The 26,761-nt window shown below is 33.8% G+C and carries 14 protein-coding genes; 9 read left to right on the plus strand and 5 right to left on the minus strand.

Annotated features, from left to right (window positions below; translation table 11 throughout):
* Nucleotides 1–91: 91 nt before the first annotated feature.
* Together ASE40_RS07795 and ASE40_RS07800 are read right to left on the minus strand one after the other, a co-directional pair.
* Complete coding sequence (locus ASE40_RS07795) at nucleotides 92–838, minus strand: hypothetical protein (RefSeq protein ID WP_128414952.1); 747 nt, start codon at nucleotides 836–838, stop codon at nucleotides 92–94.
* Between the two features lie 534 nt (nucleotides 839–1,372).
* Complete coding sequence (locus ASE40_RS07800) at nucleotides 1,373–5,683, minus strand: hybrid sensor histidine kinase/response regulator transcription factor (protein WP_057116385.1); 4,311 nt, start codon at nucleotides 5,681–5,683, stop codon at nucleotides 1,373–1,375.
* Nucleotides 5,684–6,009: 326 nt separating this feature from the next.
* Here ASE40_RS07800 and ASE40_RS07805 point away from each other — a divergent pair, with 326 nt between their 5' ends.
* Entirely contained in the window at nucleotides 6,010–8,598 is a 2,589-nt protein-coding gene (locus tag ASE40_RS07805) for a glycoside hydrolase family 3 C-terminal domain-containing protein (protein WP_241774344.1), read from the plus strand.
* Nucleotides 8,599–8,811: 213 nt separating this feature from the next.
* Entirely contained in the window at nucleotides 8,812–9,231 is a 420-nt protein-coding gene (locus ASE40_RS07810) for an OsmC family protein (protein ID WP_057116387.1), read from the plus strand.
* A 56-nt stretch (nucleotides 9,232–9,287) separates the two neighbouring features.
* Here ASE40_RS07810 and ASE40_RS07815 read toward each other — a convergent pair whose 3' ends face one another.
* The 3 genes from ASE40_RS07815 to ASE40_RS07825 all read right to left on the minus strand — a co-directional run bounded on the left by ASE40_RS07815 (nucleotide 9,288) and on the right by ASE40_RS07825 (nucleotide 13,388).
* Nucleotides 9,288–10,277 (minus strand): hydrogen peroxide-inducible genes activator, encoded by a 990-nt coding sequence (locus ASE40_RS07815; protein ID WP_057116388.1) that lies wholly within the window; start codon nucleotides 10,275–10,277, stop codon nucleotides 9,288–9,290.
* Nucleotides 10,278–10,340: 63 nt separating this feature from the next.
* Nucleotides 10,341–11,678, minus strand: coding sequence for a sensor histidine kinase (locus ASE40_RS07820; RefSeq protein WP_166669285.1), 1,338 nt, complete (start codon nucleotides 11,676–11,678; stop codon nucleotides 10,341–10,343).
* 237 nt (nucleotides 11,679–11,915) lie between these two features.
* Nucleotides 11,916–13,388, minus strand: coding sequence for a M28 family peptidase (locus ASE40_RS07825; protein ID WP_057116999.1), 1,473 nt, complete (start codon nucleotides 13,386–13,388; stop codon nucleotides 11,916–11,918).
* Nucleotides 13,389–13,729: 341 nt separating this feature from the next.
* Between ASE40_RS07825 and ASE40_RS07830 the strand changes: the two genes are divergently transcribed.
* The 7 genes from ASE40_RS07830 to ASE40_RS07860 all read left to right on the plus strand — a co-directional run bounded on the left by ASE40_RS07830 (nucleotide 13,730) and on the right by ASE40_RS07860 (nucleotide 26,751).
* On the plus strand, nucleotides 13,730–14,317 hold the full coding sequence (locus ASE40_RS07830; protein WP_057116390.1) for an RNA polymerase sigma factor: 588 nt from the start codon (nucleotides 13,730–13,732) through the stop codon (nucleotides 14,315–14,317).
* A 225-nt stretch (nucleotides 14,318–14,542) separates the two neighbouring features.
* Nucleotides 14,543–15,586 (plus strand): FecR family protein, encoded by a 1,044-nt coding sequence (locus ASE40_RS07835; RefSeq protein WP_057116391.1) that lies wholly within the window; start codon nucleotides 14,543–14,545, stop codon nucleotides 15,584–15,586.
* 360 nt (nucleotides 15,587–15,946) lie between these two features.
* A complete protein-coding gene (locus ASE40_RS07840; RefSeq protein ID WP_157848505.1) occupies nucleotides 15,947–19,252 on the plus strand; it encodes a TonB-dependent receptor in 3,306 nt (1,101 codons plus the stop codon).
* Nucleotides 19,253–19,263: 11 nt separating this feature from the next.
* Nucleotides 19,264–20,634: a RagB/SusD family nutrient uptake outer membrane protein gene (locus tag ASE40_RS07845; protein WP_057116393.1), complete on the plus strand. Its 1,371-nt coding sequence runs from the start codon at nucleotides 19,264–19,266 to the stop codon at nucleotides 20,632–20,634.
* Between the two features lie 65 nt (nucleotides 20,635–20,699).
* Entirely contained in the window at nucleotides 20,700–21,647 is a 948-nt protein-coding gene (locus ASE40_RS07850) for an ABC transporter ATP-binding protein (protein WP_057116394.1), read from the plus strand.
* An 11-nt stretch (nucleotides 21,648–21,658) separates the two neighbouring features.
* Nucleotides 21,659–23,926, plus strand: a complete 2,268-nt coding sequence (locus tag ASE40_RS07855; protein WP_082586777.1) for a Gldg family protein — start codon at nucleotides 21,659–21,661, stop codon at nucleotides 23,924–23,926.
* An 11-nt stretch (nucleotides 23,927–23,937) separates the two neighbouring features.
* Nucleotides 23,938–26,751 (plus strand): M16 family metallopeptidase, encoded by a 2,814-nt coding sequence (locus ASE40_RS07860; protein WP_057116396.1) that lies wholly within the window; start codon nucleotides 23,938–23,940, stop codon nucleotides 26,749–26,751.
* Nucleotides 26,752–26,761 lie beyond the last annotated feature (10 nt).

Below are 26,761 nucleotides of genomic sequence, written 5' to 3' on the forward strand. Positions count from 1 at the left end.
ACGATGATAGGATCATGTGTTATAAGTGTAAATCTGTTAAGGACTGCTTATTTTATTTTATTAAAGTATTCCGAGTGTATCCGCAGATGTATTAAAGCTCATTTAAAAAGAAATCTGCATTCGTGACCTTATTGGCTTCAATAGGAAATGCTGCTTGTAATTCTTTTGTTTTTACAACCTGCATGTTCTGATCTAAACACTCTATTTTAACACGAACATTGTTAGCTTCTTCGCCCGTTTGAAATAAAATAAAATCGTGTGTATAATTAATTCCGCCGCTGGCAGTTGCCTTACTTCTGGTAACAAACATGTCTTCTTTTACAAAAGTTCCATCAGAAACTTTATAGCCGCTTCGTTTTATGGAAACTGTTGTTTTAATTGTCGAATAACTTTTGTCTGCCGTAATATCCAATGATTTTAAACGTAGTATTCCTGTCCTCGTAATGATGTTCAAGGTAAGCGGTTCTTCAAAAGGAGATGCATACGGCATGGCATCTGATAAGTTGACATGCTGGTTTGCCAATGCAGGCTGAGGCACAACCAAATCATTTAAATTGGTTGGAGAAGGAATCATTTGATCTGGATAATCGGATGCTACAAATTTGTATTTTCCATTGTCTAATGAAAAACGATAAAGCAAACTGTAATTAGCAAAATAATCTCCATTGTCTTTATAGACAAATAAAGGTCTGGTTGAGATTCCGACATTCAAATTCCACGGCTCACCATTTAATTGAAAATCTAATGATTTGACTGTAGAACTTTCATATTTAAAATCATCATTAGAGCAGGAAGTCAGCACGAAAAATAAACCCACTCCAAGTATTAGGTTTTTCATCATTTTCATATCCATATAAATTTAAAAATGAAGAATATTTGCCTTTTCGTTTCTTCTACAGCTGCGGCTGACTTTTTTCGTTGGTGGCGAAAATTTGGTGTGAGTGTTAGTTTGGTTCATAATTTTGGTTTTAAGATTAGTTAGTTAAAAATCCGTTAAGATTATGAAGCAAAACTAGATATAGCTAATCTCAAATTGGGGTAAATATTGCTTTTCAGAAAGGGTTAAATCGCTATTTATCCCATAAAAACTGACTATTTGATAATTAACTTTATTATTTTTTATATTATGTAAAAAAATATTCACAAATAAAAAAACATATATCAAACACCGTATAATTAATATCCAAAATCATTTCGTGGCAAACTTTGAGGATTAATGTAATTCCAAATCGCAGTAGCAAACTCATAAAAAAACCTCAATACAAATTAGTATCGAGGTATGATGGAATTTTTTAATACAGAAAAACATAGATTTTATTTGTGCCACAAAAACGTTTCACTTTGCATTAAATCTGTAAAAAGTTATTTATATCTAACGGAATTGTTTACGATATTCTACAGGAGTATAATTGTATTTTGCCCTAAAGCATTTTCCGAAGTATTTTAAATCATTAAAACCAACTTCAAAACAAATTTCTTTAATCAGCAGATCTTCATTTTTAAGAAGCTCTGCAGCTTCATTCAGCCGCATATCTCGAATAAAAACAACTGGAGAAACACCTGTAATACTTTTAAGTTTATTAAAAAAACTAGCGCGTGACATGCACATTAATTTCCCTAATTCATCAACAGAAAAATCAGATTTAGAAATGTTTTCTTTCACCAATTCAATTACTTGAAGCATAAATTTATTGTCTCTATTGGAGATCTGCAATGGTTTCTCCTCTTCTATTTCAGCAATTCTTCCTGTAGAATACAACTGCTGCAGACGAATACGCTGTTCTAAAACATTTTTTACTCTTGCTTTTAAAAAACTTACATTAAAAGGTTTTGTAATATAATCATCTGCACCGTATTCCATTCCTTGCAATTTACTTTCAATTGCTGTTTTTGCACTAAGTAAAATCACAGGAACATGACTGATTGCAAAGTTGTTTCGGATAATTTTAAGCATTTCTATCCCGTCTAATTCAGGCATCATAATATCGCTGATTATAAAATCTGGCGATACTTCTGCCGCTTTTAAATGCCCTTCTTCTCCGTTTTCTGCTATATAAATGGTGTAATCACTTTCTAAAATTGAAACAATAAACTTTCTCAATTCAGGATCATCTTCAACCACCAAACCAATAGGTTTTTCTCTTATTTCTGTTTCAGTATGTTCTTCTGCTGTTAATTCATCCTCTGCCAAATGTTCATCTGTTTCTTCAAACACTATATCTACCGCATTCGAAAAATGACTGTATCCTTTTTGAAAAGAAATTTCAAAACTGCTTCCTTTACCCAGTGTTGTTTCAAGTGAAATTTCGGCACCATGTTTTTCAACAGAATCTTTTACGATTGAAAGACCTATTCCAGTACTTGGATTAAAAGGATTTTCATTATAATTTGAAAAACGGACAAATAACTTTTTTTGAACTACCGAATTGATTCCCGGACCATTATCGCTCACTTTTAAAGAAACCTTTTTTTCAGATTCTTCTACTTTTACTTCAATCAAATTTCCTTTTTTGCAGTATTTAAAAGCATTCGAAAGCAGATTGACTAAAATTTTATCAAGACTATCTGGATCTGCCCATATATGCGGTTTGGTTTCACTAATATCTACTTTTAATTTTATGTTGCGCTGAATACTGGTTTCTGTAAAACCTTCACAAACTTCAGACACAAATTGCCCTAGATCTATTTCACGAACTTCTAATTTTCTATCCTGCATTCTTCTCAAGTCTAAAATCTGATTGACAAGATTGAGCAGCTTAGTACTGTATTTTTCGATAACACGAAGCTGTGATTTAACCGAATTATCTATTTGATCATCTGAAAGCATTACTTCTAAAGGAGCAGTAATCATGGTGAGAGGCGTGCGAATTTCATGTGAAATATCAGTAAAGAAATTCAATTTCAATTCACTTACTTCTTTTTCAACCCTTACATCGTTACGCAGTTTTAAAATTGTTAAAACCGCTCTTCGAATTAATAAAAACAAACCAATTCCCAATAATAAATAACATAAATACGCCAAGTTGGTTCCCCAAATTGAAGGTCTTATTGTAATTTTAATCTGTCTCTCATTGTCCAGCCATAAATTGTGCCCATTTGTAGAGGAAACTAAAAGTGTATAACTTCCTCTCCCCAGATTGGTATAATTAATAGATTGTCCTGCTTTAATGTAATTCCATTCTTTATCAATTCCTTCTAATTTGTAGCGATAAACAATGTTTTCATTTTTGATATAATCTAATGCAGAAAACTGAACCCTGAAAAAATTCTGATCGTGCTGCAGCGTGACTTCCTTTAATAAATCAGGATTTTTGGGTGTCTCAGGATTTACTTCGTACAATTCTTTATTGTTTACCAAAAATCCAGATATTGCCAGATAAGGTTTAAACGTAGACGATTTAATTGCCTCTGGTTTAAAATAGATAACTCCATCTGAATAACCTGAAACAATTTCGCCGCTTGATAATCTGCATTTTGTTGCTTCTGAGAATATTTCGGTTCCAATAATAGACTTTAACTCCGGAAAGGTTTCACAGCTATTATTTTTAGGATCAAAACGAACTATCTGATTATCACCCATGAGCCATATTTTTCCAAATTTGTCCTCCTGCATTCCGACAACACCTTCTAGTGGAAAACCAAAATTTTCACTCCAAAATGTTTTAACCTTTACGTTATTCTGCTTATCTATATCAATTAGAATCAGTCCTTTTCCGTTTGTAGCCAATGCCAAACGATTATCAGAAGTAACAATTACATCCAGAATATCATTTCCAGAAGCCTGAAAATGTTCTTTAATTTTCAATTGGGATTTACTGCCTTCTGAAAAAGAAAATAATTTGTAAGACGATACAAAAAAGATTTTATGCTCTTTGGTTTCAACGATTGAACGAACTTTATCTGCTCCGCCAATTGGATAGTTTTTTAGTTCGTTTCTATAACTCACAAAACTGATTCGGTTGTTTGATTCTCGAACTAAATTAATTCCGCCTCCCCAAGTAGCGAAATAAATTTGGTCGTTTGTTGCTTGAAAAACTTTATAAATATCATCTGAACTAATACTATACTTATCCTTTTCATCATATTTATAGTGTTGTACTGCAAAACTAAAAGAGGACTGCTTGGGAGTAAGACAGAAAACGCCATTTCCGCGTGTTCCAATCCATATTCTGCCTTTAGAGTCCTGCATCATACTGTAAATATCTGCGCCCCAGTCTGGACTGTTTTGTGATAATGTTCCGTCAGAACCCAAGAAACCGATCTTTCTTTTTTGCGAATCAAACAATTCAATATTTTCACCGCGGCTTGCTACCCAAAGATTCTTCTTATTGTCTTCCATCAGACTGCGGACATTTTGCTTTTTGTTATCTGCGGATGTCCTTAAGTTTAATGACAAAAAATTACTGTTATTAAATGTAATTAAGTCCAATCCCTGTTTATAAGAACAAAACCAAAGATTTCCTAATTTATCAAACATTGCGGTATGCATAACATCTGATACAGTTTCCCTTGATTCCTTAATACATCGCAGTACAGAACGTAACTTATTCTGTTTTTCGTCCCAATAAGCAAAAGCTCCTTTATTGGACTGAATCCAGACTGTTCCGTTTGGCGAGGTTAACAGAAAACTTTTTTGTTTACCGGCTGTTGTAGCGGGATTGCTTGAATCGACTTCTAATCGTTGTAATTTTCGGGTAAGTAAATCAAACTGAAATACTGCTGATGGAGTATCAAACCAAAAATATCTTGAATGCGTTAATCCTAAAAAATTGATATTTTCATTAGGCAGTCCCGGCAGTGTTTTAGCATTATAAGTATCGAGTTTAGCTGCTTTTATATCATACAAACAAAAGCCGTTACTTTTTGTAACTATCAATACCTTACTGTCTTCGACAATATTCAATAATAGAATATCATCTTTGATTCCTAAATTCAAGTCAAAGAAAGTACTTGATTTTTTATTGTATCGTATAAATTTTCCTTTATCACCGCCAAACCAAAGATCTTCCTTTGTTTCTTCAGCAATATTAAATGAATTAGACTTTCCAGCTTGTCCTGCCATATTCGAAAAGAAATACTCCGGTATTTTAGCAGACTTATTTAACCTGCAAATACCTGCATCTGTTAAAAACCAAGTCGTTCCTAACTTATCTTCAAAAACATCTCTAATTTTTCCGAAATGCTTATCCACATCAAAATTAACTCGTCTAACCTGTTTGTTAGTTTCAAAAACGATCATGTAGTTTCTACTTTCAGGAAAAAGCCAGGTCCTTCCAGAAGGCATAATTTTAAAATGGTCAAAAGTATGATTAGAGGAATCTCCTTCTGTAGGATTATGAAATTTTAGTTCTCTTGCATCAAAATAATAGACATCATTTTTCTCAGACTGAATCCAAATTCTTTCATCATTATCGAACTTAAATTTAGAGACACGATTAGACTTTATATTTAAAGGCACACTTTGTTCTACTTTAAATTTTCGAAAAGTATTTCCATCATAACGAATCAGTCCATTGAAAGTTGCCAGCCAAATAAATCCTTTCTCATCTTGCTGAATTCCTAAAACTCTTGATTGGCTTAACTTACCATCATTTGAAAAATGAGTAAGAAGGCCTGTTGGCTGAGCAGTACAAAATGCACTTATCAAACAAAAAAATAAGACAATGGTTTTATGTTTCAGCATACTTAAATTAGTTTTTGGCGGAAGTCACAAAAATATCAAAATTACTTTCCTAACCTAAAATACGAACTGTAATTAGCAAAATGCCCTCTATTAAATAGTTATTTTTACTCTTTTACCAATTGAGGCAAATTCATAAAAAATGATGCTTAAGCTTTACAACACGTGTGAAATAGCAATTAATACTCAGCTAAAAAATGTAATCCTATAATTTTGTATCTTCAATTTTGATAAACATTCTACGCAATTTCAATAAAAAAAACCTATTAACTATATAAACCCAAAACCACTCACACAATTCAATGAAAAAAGTATACAAACTTGTGTTTATGCTAAACTTCCTTGCATTAAACACTTTTGCACAAGAAAACGCTGCATTTAAAAATCCAAATTTACCTATTGAACAACGCGTTGACGATTTGGTCTCCCGAATGACAATCGATGAAAAAATAAATCAGTTAATGGATTCAGCTCCTGCTATTGATCGTCTGGGCGTGCCAGAATACAATTGGTGGAACGAATCACTGCATGGTGTTGCGCGTGCAGGATATGCTACCGTTTTTCCGCAATCTATTTCTATTGCCTCATCTTGGGACCGACAGTTAATTTTTGATGTTGCGAGTGCTATTTCTGATGAAGCGCGTGCCAAACATCATGAATATTTAAGACGAGGACAGCATGGCATTTATCAGGGATTGACTTTTTGGTCCCCTAATATTAACATCTTTCGTGACCCGCGCTGGGGACGCGGACATGAAACTTATGGAGAAGATCCCTTTTTAACCAGCCAGCTCGGACTTAATTACGTTAACGGACTTCAAGGTACTGATAAAAAATATTTTAAAGTAATTGCTACTGCCAAACATTTTGCTGTTCATTCTGGCCCAGAACCATCTCGCCATCAATTTAATGTCGATGTGAGTGATATTGACCTTTATGAAACGTATCTTCCTGCTTTTCGTACTCTGGTAAAAGACGGCCATGTTTATTCTGTAATGGGAGCTTACAACCGATTTAGAGGCGAATCATGCAGTGCAAGTCCGTTTTTATTCAATATCCTTAGAAATGATTGGGGATTTAAAGGTTATATCGTTTCCGATTGCGGTGCTGTAACTGATATTTGGAAATATCATAAAATAACCAATGATGCGGCTTCTGCTTCGGCTCTAGCAGTAAAAGAAGGTTTAGATTTAGAATGTGGCAGCAGTTATAAATCACTAAAAGAAGCGCTTGACCGTAAATTGCTGACAGAAGCGGATATTGATACTGCCATAAAACGTTTGTTTACCGCTCGTTTTAAATTAGGAATGTTTGATCCTGATGAAATTGTTCCTTATGCTCAAATTCCCTACTCCGTAAATAATAATTCTGCAAATGACTGGCTTGCTCGTACAGCTTCTCAAAAAAGTATTGTTCTTTTAAAAAATCAAAATAATACATTACCGCTTTCTAAAGACATCAAAACAATTGCTGTAATTGGACCAAACGCAAATGATATACAGTCACTATGGGGAAATTACAGCGGTGTTCCGAGCAATCCAATTACTGTGCTTAAGGGGATTCAAAACAAAATTGAACCTAGTGCAAAGGTATTGTATGCAAAGGGAACAGACCTTGCGAAAGGTGTTCCTGAAATGAATGTTATTCCGTCTATTTACTTTCAAAATGAAAATGGAACTCAAGGCTTAACAGGAGAATATTTTGATAACACTGAATGGCAGGGAAAACCACTTTTTGTTCGTAATGATGACAATATAGATTTTCATTGGGACATTAACACACCTGATCCGCGTATGAAAATGGGAAATTATAGTGTAAAATGGTCTGGTTATATAACGGTTCCAAAAACAGGAATTTACAATATTTCTGACTGGTCAAAACCTTTTATGACCATAGATATTGAAACGGGGAAAACTACTGGCGGTAAAAACAATCATCATCCGAGAATTCGTCCGCAGAAAATTACATTAGAAGCTGGAAAAAAATACAAGATTGAAGTGAAATACCAAAATTTCTATGGCGATGCAATTGCGCAGCTTTTATGGGCGGAACCACAAGATAATGCATTAGAAAAAGCGGTTCAAACTGCCAATCAAGCGGATGCTGTGGTTTTGGTATTGGGATTAAATGAACGTTTGGAAGGTGAAGAAATGAAAGTGGAAGCGGATGGTTTTGAAGGCGGAGACCGTACCAGCCTTAACTTACCAGCAAATCAGGAAGAATTGATGAAAGCAATAAAGGCAACTGGAAAACCTGTTATTTTAGTTTTAATAAACGGAAGTGCTCTTTCTATAAATTGGGCAAATGATAATATTCCTGCTATTTTAACAGCTGGATATCCAGGACAGCAAGGCGGTAATGCAATTGCCGATGTACTTTTTGGTGATTATAATCCAGCCGGCAGATTACCTGTTACGTACTATAAATCTGTAGACCAGCTGCCAGATTTTGAAAATTATGACATGAAAGGCCGCACGTACCGCTATTTTACAAAAGATCCTCTTTATCCTTTTGGATTTGGTTTGAGTTATACTAAATTCAAGTACAGCAATTTACAAATTCCTGCAAATGCAATTGCAGAAACAGACTTAAAAGCATCGGTTGATGTAACCAATATTGGTGACCGCGATGGAGATGAAGTTGTTGAATTGTATATAAAAGATGAAAAAGCCTCTACTCCGAGACCAATATGTCAGTTAGAAGGTTTTGAGCGAATTCATCTTAAAAAAGGAGAAACAAAAACAGTTAGTTTTACAATTAATTCGAGACAATTATCTTTAATCAATAAGAAAAAACAACGTGTTGTAGAACCAGGATGGTTTACGATCTCAATTGGAGGAAAACAGCCAGATGGTTCGAGCGATATTCAAACTGGCCGAATAAATATTACAGGAAAAGAATTATTACTTGACAAATAGTATTAAAATTTAAAAAACAACAAAGCCTTTAAACAAGCACGTTTAAAGGCTTTGTTGTTTTAAATAAAATTGAAAAAAGATATTATTATAAATTATTTTTATAAGTAGTAAAAATTATTAATTTGATTAATAACACAGACCGCCATAAATTTGTCTCATCAAAATCAAACAACTGATTTGAAATCAAAAAATAACTTTTAAAAAATAGAAAACATGAAATTTACAAGAAGAGCAAACGCAAATTGGAAAGGTACAGGAATGGAAGGAACAGGAACTATCAGTACACAAAGTACTACTTTAGATAATGCCCAGCTGTCTTTTAAAACTCGTTTCGATCAAGGCGTGGGAACGAATCCTGAAGAATTAATCGCAGCGGCACATTCTGGTTGTTTTACTATGCAGTTAAGCTTTTTGCTTTCTGAAGCCGGATTTGTTCCAGAAGATTTAAGTACAGAAGCTAAAGTGACTTTTGAAGATGGAAGTATAACTTTAATACAATTAATACTTAATGGTAAAGTTCCAGGAATTTCAGAAGAAGATTTTCAAAAAGCAGCTCAAAAAGCAAAAGAAATTTGTCCGATATCTAAATTATTAAATACTGAAATTACTTTAGCAGTAACACTAAATGCATAAGCAAATTAAAATAGAAGCTTACTAAGAATAATACTTAAAAAAGCCTGACTTTACGGTCAGGCTTTTTTACTTTGCATTATAAAATCACTTACTGATTTCACAAAATAAGGAGAATCGTTCCATCTTATTTTACGGTAAGCGAAGTCTTTTTTTAATGATTCCGGAAGACAATTCCAGATCGCTTCGTTCATTTTTTCCAGCAGTAATTTCTTTGAAAAGGAATCTGAAACTACTAAACTTATTTCTCGTACTGGTTTTGGTTCTTTAAAAGGTTTAAAAAGTCCCAAATCTTTTTCGTTAAGAATAGAAAGCTCTGGAATAATGGCAAAACCCAATTGTGCATGAACCAGATTTTTTAAAGTTTCGATCGAACTAATATCGTAAGTAAATTGTTCTTTTATTTTTCCTGGTGATTTTATACCGCAGATATCGAGCAGTTGCGCATTGTAGCAAAACTCACTATGAAGCAGCAATAACTCTGTTTTATCTCCTGGCTGCATTTCATAAAATTCATCTTTAATCATCGGATGAAGTTTATTCAGATAGGCTACAAAGGGTTCCTTAAATACTGGATGTTCAATTAAATTTGGGTTTCCTGTTGGTGTTGCCATTAAAGCCACATCTAAGGCACCAGTTTCCAGATCTTTCATTAACTGTCCTGTATTGGCTTCTTTTATAATAAAATGCACTTTTGGAGTCCCTTCTTTCATTGCCTTAATAAACAACGGAATCAGATATGGAGATAATGTTGTAATTACTCCTACTTTAACTTCTCCTTCTAATAAGTTTTTTTCATTTACTACAAAATCACGTATTTCGTCGGCTTCACGTAGTATTTTTTTGGCTCGGTTTATAATTTCTACTCCTAGTATTGTAGGTGTTAAGGGTACTTTATTACGATCAAAAATTTTGATGCCTATTTCTTCTTCCAGATTTTTTAATTGAATTGTAAGACCTGGCTGTGTAACCATGCATACTTCAGCAGCTCTCGCAAAATGCCTTTCTTCGTCTAACGCTACAATATATTTTAATTGTTGTATGGTCATGATTATAAATTTATTTTATAAAGATAAGTAAAAAACCAGTTCTGCTTATAAAACAGGAGATTTCTAGTGATTTTGTCTTTTTAATGGTAAGATAAATTTAAAAGTACTTCCTTTTCCGAGTTTACTTTCAGCCCAAATTTCGCCATTATGTTTTTTTACAAATTCACTGCAAAGTAATAATCCAAGTCCGTTTCCGATTTCATTTTCTGTTCCTTTTTGGATTACTTTCTCATTGATTTTAAACAGTTTTTCTTTTATGTTGTCTGGAATTCCTATACCATTATCCTTAATTGAAACTTCAACTTTTTGATTGGACTTTTGCATCCTGATTATAATTTCACCATGATGATCTGTAAATTTAATTGCATTGGTCAGCAAGTTTCGCAAAACGGTATCTATCATATCTTTATCCAGATCAGCTTCAATAATTTCAGTTGATTCAAACTTAATGTCAATGTTTTTATTTAATGCAGCGTTTTTATTAAGTCCGATGTTTTCTTCAATCAATTTATTTAAGATTACTTTTTTAGGATTGTATTCCATCATTCCAGTTTGCACCCTAGACCAATCCAAAAGGTTTTCAAGCAACTTGTAAATATTTTTGTTTGATTCGTGCAGCAATTCGGTAATCTCTTTAATTTCTTCACGGCTGTACGTGTCAATTTCCTCCGACATTACTTCTGATAATGCAACCGACGATCCCAATGGACCTTTTAGATCGTGTGCAATAATAGAAAAGAATAAGTTTTTATCTCTTAGAAGTTTCTGTATTCTAAGATCTTGTTTTTCTTTTACTAATAATAAAAATCCAACCGTACCAATGAGGGTTAATAAAAATAAGCCGATACTATATAAACTGTCAAAAATACTTGGTCTGAAAAAATTTTTCTGTGGATTTATATAGCTGTAAACCGCTCGCAAAAAGATTAAAATTTCAAAAGAAACATAACAAAGCAGGTAAAAAATACGGAATAAATTATTCTTTTTTTCTTTAAAATAACTAATTGTTGGCGGCAGATAAATGGCAAATATTCCGAGGGACATAATCAAAATACGAGTATTCATCGTACTTTCTAAAAACGTTGAAATATTAAAAACCAACATTGTCACAACTGTAATACCAATTTGCAAATGATAACGTCTTGAAAATTTGGTTTTAATCATAGACATTATTGCGATCGTTTCATAACAAGCGCCTGCAAGAATGGTAGTATTGGCAAGGTTTATCGAGATAAAATCTGGAGCTACGTTTCTTAAAAAAATAAATACCCAGCCAATAGTCAGTAATATTTTTCCATATCCAAATGTTTTTAATTTTTTCTTATTCTCTGCTGTAGCATACGAAAAGGCATAACTAAAAATAAGAATACAAATAAATAAGTTTCCCCAAAAATAGAGCATAAAAACCGTTTTTGGATCTAGAGGTAAAAATTTGAACATTATTGAGTTATGTATATTAAAAACTGACCGCAAATATACAAAATCACAGTATAATCAATACTTATCGACTGTTAGGTATAAAAATTACTAATCTTGGCGACTAATGATAAAATGAAAAGATCATCTAAATTTACTTTAAATGATCTTCCAACATTATTGAATGCAGAGCTGTATAATTTCAAAATTATATACTAAGAATTATTCTTTTGTCTTTTTGTTTACTATGAGTTTAGGTCTATCAGGGTTATTAGACAATATCCAGCCGGTGCGGTATATCCAATCTGTCATTTTATGAAGTTTGGCGAAATCAATATTTTCAGACTCATCCATTGGTGTATGGTATTGACTGTGGAGTACGCTGGTAAAAAAAACAGCTGGTATTCCTTTTTGAGCGTAAGGAAGATGATCCGACCTAAAATAAAAGAATTCAGGATGTTCAGGTCTGTCCCAAAGTTTATCAAGCTCGAATTTAGGACCTTCTTCGTTTGCTTTCTTAGCGATATTAACCAGGTCAGGAGAATTTTGATGAGGATCACTTGAACCCAATAATGCCGCTTGATTGATATCGTTTCTTCCTATCATATCTCCGTTTAAAACTGCGATTATATCTTTTTGAGGCACTGTAGGATGCGAAGCATACCAGCTAGAACCTAATAATCCGCGTTCTTCTGAACCATGAAATACAAATAATGCAGACCTCTTAGCTGGTTGTTTTTTATAAGCTCTCGCAATGGCAAGCATGGCGACACAAGTACTTGCGTTATCATCTGCTCCATTGTAGATTGAATCTTGTCCATATTTTTGACGCACACCGTCGTGATCTTGATGTCCGCTAAAAAGAACATATTCATTTTTTAATTGGGGATCTGTGCCTTCGATTTTTCCAACAACATTTACTGAAGGATATTTATAAGTTTCAGAAATGACTTCGGCTGATAAATTCTCTTTCGTGTTTTTTAGAAAATCAATTTGATCATTATGCAACCAAAAAGCAGGCATTCTAGAGGGCACAGGCATTTTGTCGCGATAACCTTCGATACCATAAACACCTCTTTTCATCTGCGGCTCCACTTGAGACCAGCATTTTTCTCCAAATTCATCTGCAATAATGATAAGAGCTGCAGCGCCTCTATAAGCGAGATCTTCATAATACTTCTGCTTAACAAATCCTGGATAGCGTCTTTCAAAAAGAGAAATGTCTTCGGAAATCCCGTCTTTCGATGCAAGCAAAAGAACAGCTTTTCCTTTTACATCTACTTTTTTAATTTCTTCTGGTGAAATTTTTCCTAAATAAAGTAAGGGAGCTTCAACTTTATTGGTTGTGGTTTCTGCAATTAAAACCTCACTCCACAATTTGAATTCTTTTTGACCAATCTTAAATTTGGTGTAGTTTGTAACCTGATGCCTGTACAAATCAAAAAACTGGAAAAAAGTACCATCGTCTCCTGCAGGAGACATTCCAGCTTGTTTTGCTTTTTCTGCCAGCCAAACAGATACTTTCAACTCGTCTAAAGTACCGGCTTCGCGCCCATTAAAGTGGTCTCCCGCCATTTGGTACATATCTGTTTTAAGATCTTTTACCGTAATTGCAGAAACTAAAGGCTTTTTTACTGCTTGCGAAAAAATCACATTGCAGTATAAACTAAGTAATATAAATAACTTCTTTTTCATAATTAAAATCAAATTAAAGAATTAAAATAATTTTCTTGCAAAAAAAGAAGGGTCTGAAAAAAAACAAATCTATACTTTTTATAAATATCCTTCAATAAAAAATACTTTTTTTATTACATTTTGTTTAATCCTCAATTAAAACAAGACTTAACCTACAATAATTTAAACACTACAATAACTTGCAATGAATCTTATGCAAAATAGAGATGTTTATTTTTACAATAATTTATTATTTTCTTCAATAAAATCGTAAAACAACATTTTTGAATGCATATTCTTGATATATAATCTTTATTTGAAAAAAAATAAATAATATTGCTGAATTGATTCTTACCTAAAGCATGGCTCAAAATTCAAATATTGACGAAAAAAAACTTCTTCTTGAATTATCTCAAGGAAGTGAGCTTGCTTTTACAAATGTGTACAATCAGTATAAAAATACTGTTTATTCTACTGCTTTTAGAATTACTAAATCAAAAATTTTATCAGAAGAAGCTGTTCAGGATATCTTCTTAAAGATCTGGCAGAATCGTGAAACTTTGTCTGAAATAGATCATTTTGAAAATTATCTTTATATCATCTCGCGCAATCATTTGTTCAATTCCATTAAGAAAATTGCAAGAGAAGCTACTTTAGCATCAGAAATTAATTTAAAAGAGACCGGCTTTATAGATACAGATACCTCAATTAAAGACGAGCAGTACAATATAATTTTAAACCAGATTGTGGAACAGCTTCCTCCGCAGCAACAGAAAGTTTATAAAATGGCTAAATTGGACGGTTTGAGTCATCAAAAAATTGGTGAAAGTTTGGGCATTTCGACTGAGACTGTAAAAAAACATATGGCGCAGGCTCTAAAATTTATACGTCTTAAAATTTCTCCGTACATGAATATGTTCATGACGTTTCTTCTATTTTTTAAATTATAGATTAAAGTTTTTTCTCTCAAAAAAGCCTCATTGGCTATTATTTTACCTTTTTTTTACTTTTTTTTTACATTTCACTACTCCCTCCCCTTTTTTAAATGGTCTTTATAATAAAGAGACACATTAAACATGTCTTATCCCTAAAATCAGAAGGGCTGAAAAAAGAAAAAAAAGAAGAATAACCCAATCTATCATTTACAAACAAGTACTAATTTAATTTACTAAACAATGCAGCAAAAAAAATTCGAAGAGTTATTTGAAGGCTACCTGCAGAATAATCTATCTGATGCAGAACAGCAGCAAATGATGGAAATAATTCAGCAGGGAACCCATGATGATTTTCTAAAAGAAAAACTTCATGATATGCTGAAAAACGATTACGTTACTGAAGTAATGGATAAAAAGCAGGGAGATGATATTCTAAACTACATTTTATCTAAACCGCAAAACGAACATAAAGTTTTAGATTTAAATCCTAAGAAAAAAAGCAGAAGAACAGTTTTGAAATTTGTATTTGCGGCTGCTAGTATTATTGCTTTGATCGCTGTTGGAAATTCATTCTTTTTTACAAAAAATAATTCTCTGCCTGCCCCAGCTGTTCAACCAGAAGTTATAGCAGAAAACACTTTAATTGATTTCAGCGGTAAACAGTTGGTACACCTTCCTGATGGCAGTACGGTTCTTTTAAATGACAACAGTAGTTTAAAATACGATCAAAATTCTTTTAACAGCAAAACTCGCGAAGTAACACTGACGGGAGAAGCTTTTTTTGACATTAAACGCAACGAAGAAAAACCTTTCATTGTACATACGGGTAAGGTACAGACTAGAGTTTTAGGTACTGCTTTTAATATCAATGCCAAAAATTCTTCAAACAATATCGAAGTTACCGTTACTCGTGGTAAAGTTCAGGTTGGAGACACTCAAAAAGTCTATGGTGTGATTACTCCGAACCAGCAGATTAAAGTCAACAAAAACACTTTGAATTTTGAACAGAATAATATCAACGCTGCTGTTGTAACGGAGTGGAAAAGTAATTACTTGATTCTGGATGATATTAATATGACCGAAGCTGCTGCATTAATTTCTCAGAAATATAAAGTTCAGATCTTAATACAGAATGAAAAAATTAAAAACTGCAGAATAACCGCGAGTTTCTTAAATGAAGAAGATTTGGATCATGTTTTAAAAGTAATCTCAAGTGTTCTAGAAACAGAATATCATTACGACAAAGCCGGCGCTGTTATTTTAGATGGCAAAGGGTGTGAGTAAAGAGTAAAGAATAAAGAATAAAGAATAAAGAATAAAGAATAAAGAATAAAGAATAAAGAATAAAGAANGTAAAGAGTAAAGAGTAAAGAGTAAAGAATACATAATAACTAGTAATCAGGCTGGCTAATCTCCTACTTAGAAAGCTGAGAAAAATAAATATTAACCTTAAAAAACGAAGAAAAACAACCCAAAACCAAAACTAAAAAAGCCATCCAGCTCCTACACCAGATGGCCAAGATTTTTAACAATTAATCCAGTAACCATTAAAAAACAAGCAAATTTATGAAATTACGCTGTAAAACAACCATGTTTGACAGGGAAAAGAAATCATCTTTTTTTCACTTGTCAAAAAAAACCATTATGATCATGCGAATCAGTTTATTCCACATTTTCTTACTGACCTGCGGCACTCCAATGGTATTTGCTACCGAAATGAGCGGTCAGAATTTAGAATCGATATCTGTTGATATTGAACTTCATAATCAAGACATTAAAACTTTATTTAAGACAATAGAAAATAAAACGGGACTACTGTTTGCTTATCAGCCGCAGATCATAAAAGATTTTCCAAAAGTAACTACACCACGAGGACGCCGCAGTGTTAGTGATATTTTGAATACCGTATTTCAGGGCAGTAATTTAGTTTACAAACAAGTAGATAAAAACGTTGTCATTTATAAAAAAGAAACTCCTAAAACCACAGCATCAAAAACAGATGACAGTGAAGCCAATTACATGCTAAATGGTAAAGTGCTGGATGAAAATGGCCTGCCTCTGCCGGGTGTGTCTATTGCAGTTGTAGGAAGCAATAAACAGGGCGTTTCAGATTTTGATGGTCAGTTTTACATCGAACTGCCAGCAGGGAAACACGTGCTGAAAGTATCTTATTTAGGATATAAAACACAACAGGTTACCGTTGAAAACCAAACCTCTATTACCATTAAAATGCAGCCCGATCTGGCTAAACTAGATGAAATCGTAGTGATTGGTTACGGCACAACGACAAAAAGAACTTCAACTGGGTCTGTAGTGAAAATTACATCTGAAGATATTGAAAAACAACCGATAACCAATATTCTGCAAACGCTGCAGGGAAGAACTCCTGGCGTTTTTGTAACGCAGACTTCGGGTTATGCAGGAAGTGATATGAATATTAGTGTCCGCGGGCGAAACTTTATTGAAGGCAGTAATATTCCTCTTTATATCGTAGATGGAGTTCCATACATTGGAGACGACATTAAACAACAGGTGCAGGATCAAAATGTGATTAGAGGAGCTCAAAAATCAACAAGTCCGCTAAACATCATTAATCCAAATGATATCGAAAGCATCGAAATTTTAAAAGATGCCGATGCAACGGCAATTTACGGTTCAAGAGGTGCAAACGGTGTTGTACTGATTACGACTAAAAAAGGCAAGTCTGGAAAAACTGAGTTTACCATAACTACCAACTCTGGAGTTTCGGAAGTAGCACATATGGTCAAAACATTAGATACTCCCGCTTACCTGAACATGCTGCAGACTGCTTTGAATAATAACGGCGATGTTGCTGATGTTGGCAGTAACGGTATTGCCCTTACAGACTGGGATCCTAATGCTTATACAAACTGGCAGAAAAAATTAATTGGAGGAACTGCTAACTTTAATAATTATTCGGCATCTTTAAAAGGCGGGAACGAAACAACGAATTTCCTTTTGAGTGGTGCTTACCATAAAGAAACTACGGTTGTGCCTGGAGATTTTAGCTATGATAAATTCTCTACTAATTTTAATATTAATCACAGCACATTAGACAGGAGATTAAAAATTGGTGCTTCGGTAATTTTTGCTACAGATAATAATAAACTACCATTTTTTGATATCACAACATATGCGGTCGGCACTGCTCCTAACCGTCCTTTATACAATGCAGATGGCAGCTATTATTGGTCACCAGACTATTTTAGTGATATAAATCCTCTTGCCGCTCTAGAGAAGAGAGTAGACGATAAAGGACTCAATTTAATTACCAGCTTTAATCTTCAATACGAAATTGCAAAAGGACTTTCTTTCAAAACAGATCTAGGATATGGAAGAGCTCAAATGCAGACCAAACAATTTATGCCAGGATCGGCAGTTAATCATGTTTATGCTGAAGCAAACGGCAGTAATGTAAACTTTCAAAGATCTTATACGGTTTCAACTAATAATACCAATAATTTTACTGTTGAGCCTCAGCTTAATTATACAACAGAATTATGGAAAGGAAACTTAACAGCACTTGTTGGAGGTTCATTGCAGAATAGAAAATCAGAGATGCCTTCTTATGTGAATTCAAATGGTTACAGCTCAGATAATTTAATTGGTAACTTAGGAACTGCAGAAAGCATTACTGCCAACAATGGAAGTGTTGAATATAAGTACATTTCCCTTTTCAGCAGATTAAACTATAATATTCAAAACAGGTACATACTAAACGTTAACTTTAGAAGAGATGGCTCATCCCGTTTTGGAGCGAATAATCGTTTTGGAAATTTTGGTTCTGTTGGTGCAGCCTGGGTATTTACACAGGAAAAATTCTTAAACAATCTTTCATGGTTAAGCTTTGGAAAACTACGCTCTAGTTATGGTGAAATTGGAAGCGATGCTATTGGAGATTACCAATATGCTGATACTTTTGACACTCGTACATATGGAAGCGGAAATGCTTCAATGACAGCAGCTAGAATTGCAAACCCTAACATTAGATGGGGATTAACAAAGAAATTTGAAGCGGCACTTGATTTAAGTTTCCTAAACGACCGCATTTCTTTTACCGCAGCTTATTATAAAAATACTTCGAGTAACCAATTGGTAAACTATACCCTTAGTGCACAGGCAGGTTTTACAACTTATACGGCAAATTTACCGGCTGAAGTTGAAAATAAAGGGTGGGAATTTACCCTTGGTACAACAAATATTCATACTAAAAATTTAAACTGGTCAACTTCTTTTAATATTTCAACCAATTCTAACAAATTAGTATCATTTTCTGGAATAGAGTTTACCAGCTACTATTCTCAATATGTTGTTGGAAAACCTTTAGGCGGCAGATATTTATACAACTTTACAGGTGTTGATGCAGATGGAATTGCTCAATTTGAAGATAAAAATGGAGACGGCAGAATCTCCAGCGGATTTGCAGAAACCGGCAGAGGAGACAGAAAATATTATGGACCAACTTATCCGCAATATTATGGCGGTATCTCCAATACGATTAGCTATAAGGCTTTTACTCTTGATTTTTTATTTCAATTTGTAAAACAGGATGGTACAACTTTAATGACGGACACCGGGGCACAACCAGGTTATCCTTACAGCACTGCAAATTTTCAAGTGGATGAGTATAATCATTATTTAGCGCAGGGAAATGTTTTAAGCTCTGGTTTTCAAGATAGTTTCTATGATTATATGGGATCAAATGCCTCAATTATAGATGCATCGTATATAAAACTTAAAAATGTAAGTGCTTCTTACCAAATTCCTTTAGATGAGGCAACAAAGAAATATTTGCAGAGTATCCGACTTTCGATTCAAGGACAAAACTTAGTAACATTTACTAAGTATAAAGGTCTTGATCCTGAAACACAGGGATTGGCACTTCCGCCATTACGTACTATAACTTTTGGAACTCAGTTTACATTTTAAATCTCAAAATCATGAAAAATATTTCAAATAAATATACCTATATATTTTCATTTTTTCTTTTGCTAGGAATTACGAGCTGTGACGATGCTCTTGATGTTGATATCCCTAGTAATCAATTATCATCAGAAAATGTGTACTCTACAGAAGCAACTGCTGAAGCCGCTGTAAACGGAATCTACCAAAGTATGGTTACAGATTTTTATTATAACAGAGTGCATTCTATTCTTGGAGAAACTGCTGATGAATTGGTGCCAGCAGCTGGTATTGCCAATGTTTACAGTTCTAATGAAATCCCAGAAACCGACGGAACTATAAATGGTAATTGGGGCGAATTATATAAAACTATCTATAACGCAAATAACGTAATTGAAGGAATCTCTAAAAGTACTTCTCTTAATGATGTGAAAAGCAAGCGATGGATTGCAGAAGCAAAATTTTTACGAGCGTATTGTTATTTTTATCTGACTAATCTTTGGGGAAATGTGCCTTTAGTACTGACTACAAATGTAGATGTATCTGCACTGTTGCCGCAATCTCCGCAAGAAACTGTTTATGCACAAATTTTGCTTGATTTAACAGATGCGTCAAAAGATCTTCCAACGGATTACAAAGATTATGACCAAGAAAGAATTAGAGCTACAAAATGGGCTGCAGAAACTTTATTGGCAAGGGTAAATCTTTATTTAGGAAGATGGACTGAAGCCGCTGCTCATGCCTCTACAGTAATAAACCAGACAGGAACTTACAAAATAATTACTGATCTGGGAGATGATAACAGTCCGTTTATTGCAGACAATGATGAAGCTATATTACAGATACCTTACTTTAATGTTGATTACACATACGAAGGATCTTCTGTATTTACAACCGGTGGTACTTTTTTGCTGAGAAAAGGCAATTCGCTCTTTGAAACTGGTGACGCCAGAAAAACAAATTGGACAATTGATATTACAAATGGAGCCGGCGTATTATTAGGTATCGCACCTTATAAATATCACAACGGATTTGGTGATTCTCCTGTAGAACGCTCTACTGTATTAAGATTAGCAGAGCTGTATTTAATTAGAGCCGAAGCCAGAGTAAGATCAAATGATATTATAGGTGCCCAGCAGGATATTAATGTTCTTAGAAATAGAGCCTTATTAAATGATACTACCTTAACAGATGTAAATCAGTTGCTAGACTTAATTGCTCTTGAAAGACAACGCGAGTTCTTTGCAGAAAACGGACATCGATGGCTGGACCTTAAAAGAACTGGCAAACTAGATGAAACCCTCTCTGTTTTATCTGATAAAATCTGGAAAACTACAGATAATTTATATCCAATACCAGAACCTGCTATTCGTTCTAATCCCTTTTTAATCCAAAATAAAGGATACTAAAAAATTAAAAATAACGCAAGAATGTACTTTCAACAAAAATACATTCTTGCGATTTTAAAAACACTATGGAAACAACAATTGTAAGAGTTGAGGATTTGTCGCATCAATACAGTAAGGATTGGGCAATACAAAATATAAGTTTTGAAATTAAAGAAAATAGAATTTTAGGTCTTTTAGGATCTAATGGAGCTGGAAAATCAACTACAATGAATATTCTTTGCGGCGTGCTAAACCAAACAAGCGGCAATATTTTTATTGATGGAATAAATCTAAAGGAAAACCCGGTTGAAGCCAAAAAATTAATTGGTTTTTTACCGCAGACACCACCTTTGCACTTAGATCTAACGGTAGATGAATATCTAATTCACTGTGCGGAACTGCGTCATGTAAAAAAAGAAGATTTAAAAAATGCTTTAGAGAAAGCCAAGGAACAATGCGGTATTTCACATTTCAGCCACCGATTAATTCGAAACTTATCCGGAGGTTACAGACAACGTGTAGGTATTGCTCAAGCTATTATTCACGAACCTAAATTAGTAGTTTTAGATGAACCAACAAACGGACTTGATCCTAACCAGATTTTAGAAGTTAGAAAATTAATCAAAAAAATATCAAAAGATAAAGCCGTTATTTTCTCTTCTCATATTTTATCCGAAGTTCAGGCAACCTGCCAGGATATCAGGATGATTGAAAACGGACATATGGTTTTTGCCGATACGCTTGATGCCTTCAATAACTACATCGAAGCAGATAAATTGACAGCAAGTTTTGAAAATCCACCGCAAGTCGAATCTTTAACAGCTATTCCAGAAGTGACAGATGCCGTTTTTCTTTCTCCTAAAAAAGTGCAGATAACATTTGACGGAACTCAGGAAGTTGCCGAAAAAATCATTTCGTTAAGTGTTCATAACAATTGGAAATTACGTGAAATTCAATTCGAAAAAGTTTCTCTAGATGAAATCTTCGCACAATTATCTAAAAAAGCACCTTCTAAAAACGCTATTCCTTCTTAAAAAACAAACAAATGAAAACAATATATAGAATTGCTAAAACAGAGCTCAACACTATGTTTTACTCACCTGTCGCATGGGTTGTTTTAGTAATATTTTCAATCCAGTCCAGCTGGAAATTTTTCAACTCTATTGAACGTTTTGAAAAAGCACAAAAAATTGGAGAGGGTCTTGGCAACTTAACTCAGATTACATTTTCAGGCTTCAATGGTTTATATACAGAAATGCAGAATTATTTATACTTGTATGTGCCGCTTTTAACAATGGGACTAGTAAGTCGCGAAATTAACAGCGGTTCGATCAAACTGTTACTTTCTTCGCCAATTAAAATTAAAGATATTGTACTTGGTAAATATTTAGCTATCGCTGCTTACTGTCTTTTATTCATTGTGATATTAGGATTACAGGTTGGTATTGCGTACTTCTCTATTGAAAATTTAGATTTAAAATTTGCCGTATCAGGTCTTATTGGTTTGTATTTATTGGTTTGTACATATGCCGCAATCGGGCTTTTTATGTCTTGCCTCACTTCTTATCAGGTTGTGGCTGCGATCAGTACTTTGGTAGTTTTGGCAGGTTTAAATTTCATCGGCAAACTTTGGCAGGATGTTGAAGTTGTAAAAGACATCACCTATTTCCTTTCTATCTCCGGACGTGCAAATGAAATGCTGGAAGGTCTTATCATCAGTAAAGATGTAATCTACTTTATTTTGGTAAGCAGTCTTTTTATAGTATTGAGCATCTATAAACTACAGACAGGAAGAGACGCACAAACAATCTCAAAAAGAGTTTTAAAATATACTTTACTAGTCACAATTGTTTTATCATTTGGCTATATTACTTCCAGAGCTTCTCTTACGCTGTATCAAGATATGACGCGTACAAAAGACAGAACATTAACAAAAACCAGTTTAGATATTGTCAAAAAAATAGACGGCCCTATAAAGTTAACTACTTATGTAAACTTACTAGACATCAACTATTATATGGCGATGCCTTACTCTCAAAATTCAGATATAGCAAGCTTTGAAAAATACACCCGTTTTATACCACAGATGGAAATGGAATATGTGTATTATTATGATACTTCAAACAATGAAGCTCTATATGCTCAAAACCCTGGATTAAACGACAAAGAGCTTGCGCAGAAAATGATCGAAACACAGGATTTAAAGCTAAAAAAACTTTATTCTCCAGAAGAGATTAAAAAGGTTGTAGATTTAAAACCTGAGCAGAATAGAGTTGTACGAACTATTGAATATAACGGTAAGAAAACATTCTTAAGAATGTATGACGATATGTTTAAGGTTCCTATGGAAAAAGAAATCTCCGCCTCTTTAAAACGTCTGGTCGTTCCTGCTCCTAAAATCGTTTTTGCAACCGGCAACATGGAAAGAAGCGTTGATAAAATTGGAGATAAAAATTACAAAACTGGTTTTAATGAAATCACTTTCAGATATTCACTTATCAATCAAGGATTTGATGTTTCTTCTGTAGATATTAATGCGCAGAATATTCCAGAACAAACCACAATTTTAATCATTGCCGATCCGAAAACGCAATTGAGCCAAGGTGCTGTAGACCGCATCAATAAATACATCGATCAGGGAAAAAATGTAATGCTTTTGGCTGAACCTGAAACGAATTCTGCTTTGGCCGCTGTAACAGATAAGTTGGGTTTAAGTTTTACCAAACAAGCTCTAGTTCAAGAAAGTGAAACTAATTCGCCAGATTATTTAGTTACTGAAGTTTCAAAAAATATTGATTCGACTGTAATCAAATTAACTAAAAACAAAGACAACAATCCAATTCCGTTTTTAGGAAGCAGTGGGATTAAAATGGTAAAAGACGTTGGTTTTAAAGTGACACCGCTTTTAAAAACCAACACACAGCCGGCTTGGGAAGCAAAGACTGGAATTACTTCAATTCCTGAAGATTTGAAAAAACAACCTGCTGTAACTGCTGTTCCGCTTGCTATAGCTTTAACCAGAAATGTAAATGGTAAATCACAAAAAATAATTGTGGCAGGAGATGCCGATTTTATGGGTAATGCCGAATTAAGCCGAGGCGGATCAGGAACATTTCAGTTTTTTACTGATATCTTCAGCTGGTTTACCAATTATGAATTTCCTATAGACACCACTCGACCTGAAAATATCGATAAAAAAATAACGGTAAATGCCAATCAGGTTTTCATGAGTAAAATTGTATTTATTGCACTGTTTCCTTTATTGATTATACTCAGTGCTGCTTTCATACTGATTAGAAGAAACAGAAGATAAAAAATATCAAAATGAACACTAAAAAAAATATCATCATTGGTATTCTCGCCTTGTCTTTTCAAGGCGCATTTTCCCAATTCAAAACCAACATTCCGCTGGATAAAAATGTGACAACCGGAAAATTAAAAAATGGGCTGACATATTATATTCTCCACAACGAAGAACCAAAAGACAGAGCCAGTTTTTATTTTGTTCAAAATGTAGGTGCCATTCTAGAAGACAACAATCAAAACGGATTGGCACATTTTCTGGAACACATGGCATTTAACGGAACAGAACATTTTAAAGGAAAAGGGATCATTAAAATGTTAGAGAAGAACGGAGTAAGTTTTGGTAAAGACATCAACGCTTATACTGCTCAGGATGAAACAGTGTATAATATCAGCACAGTTCCTGTCAGCAACGAAAAACTAATCGATTCTACACTTTGGGTGCTGCATGACTGGTCAGGATCGCTGTCTTTAACTGATGCCGAAATCGATGCTGAAAGAGGTGTAATCAGAGAAGAATGGAGAACCAGAAGAACAAGTGATTTTCGTTTAAAAATGCAGACAGATCCCGTTTTATACAAAGGTTCGCAATACAGTAAAAGAGATGTTATTGGCGATTTAAATATCATCAACAATTTCAAATATCCTGAACTGAGAAACTATTATAAAAAATGGTACCGCCCAGATTTACAAGCTGTAATCATTGTTGGTGATATTGATGTAAAAGCAATGGAACAAAAAGTGAAGACCATTTTTTCAGGAATTCCACTGGCAAAAAAAGCAGTTTCCCGCCCCTACTTTAATATTCCAAAACACGATGAATTGTATTTTGGCACGGCGTCAGACAAAGAAGCATCTTCTTCTTCCATTACACTTCAATATGTCTTAGACGAGCCTTTATTAAAAGACAGCATCGTTACGCGTAAAAACGTAATGAACTCATTTTACACCAGCATTTTAAACAATCGTTTCAAAGAATTGCTTTTAAAAAATCAAAGTGGTGCTTTAAACTTAAAAACCTATTTTGAACCTATTTCAAGATTAAATACTTCTTTTAATATTTCGGCTTTAGCCAAAAAAGGAAAAATAATCCAGGCATTTGAAGAAGCTTATACAGAGACAGAGCGCCTAAAGCGTTTTGGTGTTTCTCAAATAGAATTAGATCGAACTAAAAAGATTTTCATAAGCTCTTATGATGATTTTATAAACAATAAAGATAAAGTTGACAACGACAGCTGGGCAGATAAACTGACCAATTATTTCTTAAAAGCTAAGCCATTCCTTTCCCCTGAAGATGATTATAAATTAATTGTTGGGATTATAAAAAGTATCTCTTTAGAGGAATTGAATGCTTATGCGAAAACCATTCAAAAACCAACAAACCAAGTGGTTTTAGTTACTGGTTCAGATCAGGATAAAAATGATTTTCCAACAAAAGAAGCTGTTGTAAGCGTAATGAAAAAAGTCGAAAACATGACTTTGGAACCTTACACTAAAAAAGAAAACAACGCGCCGTTAATTGATAAGGAACTAAAACCTGCTGCAATTAAAAAAACATTTGAAATAGCTGGAGTTAAGGACGCAAAAGGTTATATTTTAGAAAATGAAGCTAAAATAATTGTACTTCCAACAAACTATTCACAAGATCAGATTATTTTCTCAGCATTTTCAAAAGGAGGTAAATCTTTAATTAAGACAGAAGATCTCGCTTCTGCTGAAATTGCAACAACAATTGCAAGATCTTCAGGTCTAGGTAATTTCGATAATATTGGTCTAAAAGAAAAACTGACCGGAAAAGTTGCGCAGGCCGCACCGTTTATTGGTCAAAATACACAGGGATTCCAAGGAAGTTCAAATAAAGCCGATTTCGAAACCATGCTGCAAATGGTTTATCTTTCTTTTGAGTCGCCGCGTTTTGATCCAAATATTTTCAATATCCTAAAAGACCAATATAAAAACCGACTGGAAACTATTAAAAAAGATAATGAAAGTGTCTTTAAAGATTCTATTGATTTAGCAAATTCAAATCATAATGCCCGTACTTTTATTTTCAATGAAAAATTTCTTGAATCTATTGATCTGAAAAAAGCCGAAAACATTTACCGTGACAGAATTAAAAATGCCGGTGATTTTACTTTTATTTTTGTTGGAAACATTCCAGATTCCGCATTAGGATTAATTCAGAAATACATCGGAAATATCAACTCCAATCCAGCCTTAAAGGAAAATTATGTGGATCATAATTTTGAGCCTAAAAAAGGAAAGACCCAAGTTCATTTCAAACGTCCTATGGAAGTTGCAAAAGCAACCGTTTATTTAAACTTAACCGGAAAAACAGAATACAGTAAAGAAAATGCCTTGACAATGTATATCATCGGAGAACTGTTATCAAAACGATTCTTGCAGACCATTCGTGAAGAAGAAGGCGGCAGTTACGGTGTAAACGTTGGCGGAAATCTGGAATTGATTCCTAAACCAACTTTCAGTCTGGCTCTCACTTTTGACTGTAATCCTGACAAACAGGAAAAATTAATGCAGATTGTCTGGAAAGAAATAAACGACTTAAAATCAAATCCAGTCAATGCAAATGATTTGGAAGATATTAAAAAAGCTTTGTTAAAAAACCGAGAAGAATCGCTTAAAACCAATTCTTTCTGGAATACAACAATCTATAACAGCACATTAAATCAGATTCCGTTTTCGACGGATGAGGAATATAAAAATTTAATTTCTAAAATTAATCAAAAAACTATTCAGCAGTTTAGTAAGCACGTTTTGGATAGTTCTAGCAGTGTCGAAGTTATTATGAGCCCTGAAATCGAATCAGGAAAGTAAAACTTTAGGA

Source organism: Flavobacterium sp. Root935, assembly GCF_001429295.1.
Classification (GTDB): Bacteria; Bacteroidota; Bacteroidia; order Flavobacteriales; family Flavobacteriaceae; genus Flavobacterium.

What these genes read in the sequence shown, in the direction of transcription:
- ASE40_RS07830 (WP_057116390.1), top strand. Translation starts at nt 13,730, where the DNA reads ATGGCTCAAAATTCAAATATTGACGAAAAAAAACTTCTTCTTGAATTA.
- ASE40_RS07845 (WP_057116393.1), top strand. Translation starts at nt 19,264, where the DNA reads ATGAAAAATATTTCAAATAAATATACCTATATATTTTCATTTTTTCTT.
- ASE40_RS07820 (WP_166669285.1), bottom strand. Translation starts at nt 11,678, where the DNA reads ATGCTCTATTTTTGGGGAAACTTATTTATTTGTATTCTTATTTTTAGT.
- ASE40_RS07835 (WP_057116391.1), top strand. Translation starts at nt 14,543, where the DNA reads ATGCAGCAAAAAAAATTCGAAGAGTTATTTGAAGGCTACCTGCAGAAT.
- ASE40_RS07800 (WP_057116385.1), bottom strand. Translation starts at nt 5,683, where the DNA reads ATGCTGAAACATAAAACCATTGTCTTATTTTTTTGTTTGATAAGTGCA.
- ASE40_RS07795 (WP_128414952.1), bottom strand. Translation starts at nt 838, where the DNA reads ATGAAAAACCTAATACTTGGAGTGGGTTTATTTTTCGTGCTGACTTCC.
- ASE40_RS07840 (WP_157848505.1), top strand. Translation starts at nt 15,947, where the DNA reads ATGATCATGCGAATCAGTTTATTCCACATTTTCTTACTGACCTGCGGC.
- ASE40_RS07855 (WP_082586777.1), top strand. Translation starts at nt 21,659, where the DNA reads ATGAAAACAATATATAGAATTGCTAAAACAGAGCTCAACACTATGTTT.
- ASE40_RS07850 (WP_057116394.1), top strand. Translation starts at nt 20,700, where the DNA reads ATGGAAACAACAATTGTAAGAGTTGAGGATTTGTCGCATCAATACAGT.
- ASE40_RS07825 (WP_057116999.1), bottom strand. Translation starts at nt 13,388, where the DNA reads ATGAAAAAGAAGTTATTTATATTACTTAGTTTATACTGCAATGTGATT.
- ASE40_RS07860 (WP_057116396.1), top strand. Translation starts at nt 23,938, where the DNA reads ATGAACACTAAAAAAAATATCATCATTGGTATTCTCGCCTTGTCTTTT.
- ASE40_RS07805 (WP_241774344.1), top strand. Translation starts at nt 6,010, where the DNA reads ATGCTAAACTTCCTTGCATTAAACACTTTTGCACAAGAAAACGCTGCA.
- ASE40_RS07815 (WP_057116388.1), bottom strand. Translation starts at nt 10,277, where the DNA reads ATGACCATACAACAATTAAAATATATTGTAGCGTTAGACGAAGAAAGG.
- ASE40_RS07810 (WP_057116387.1), top strand. Translation starts at nt 8,812, where the DNA reads ATGAAATTTACAAGAAGAGCAAACGCAAATTGGAAAGGTACAGGAATG.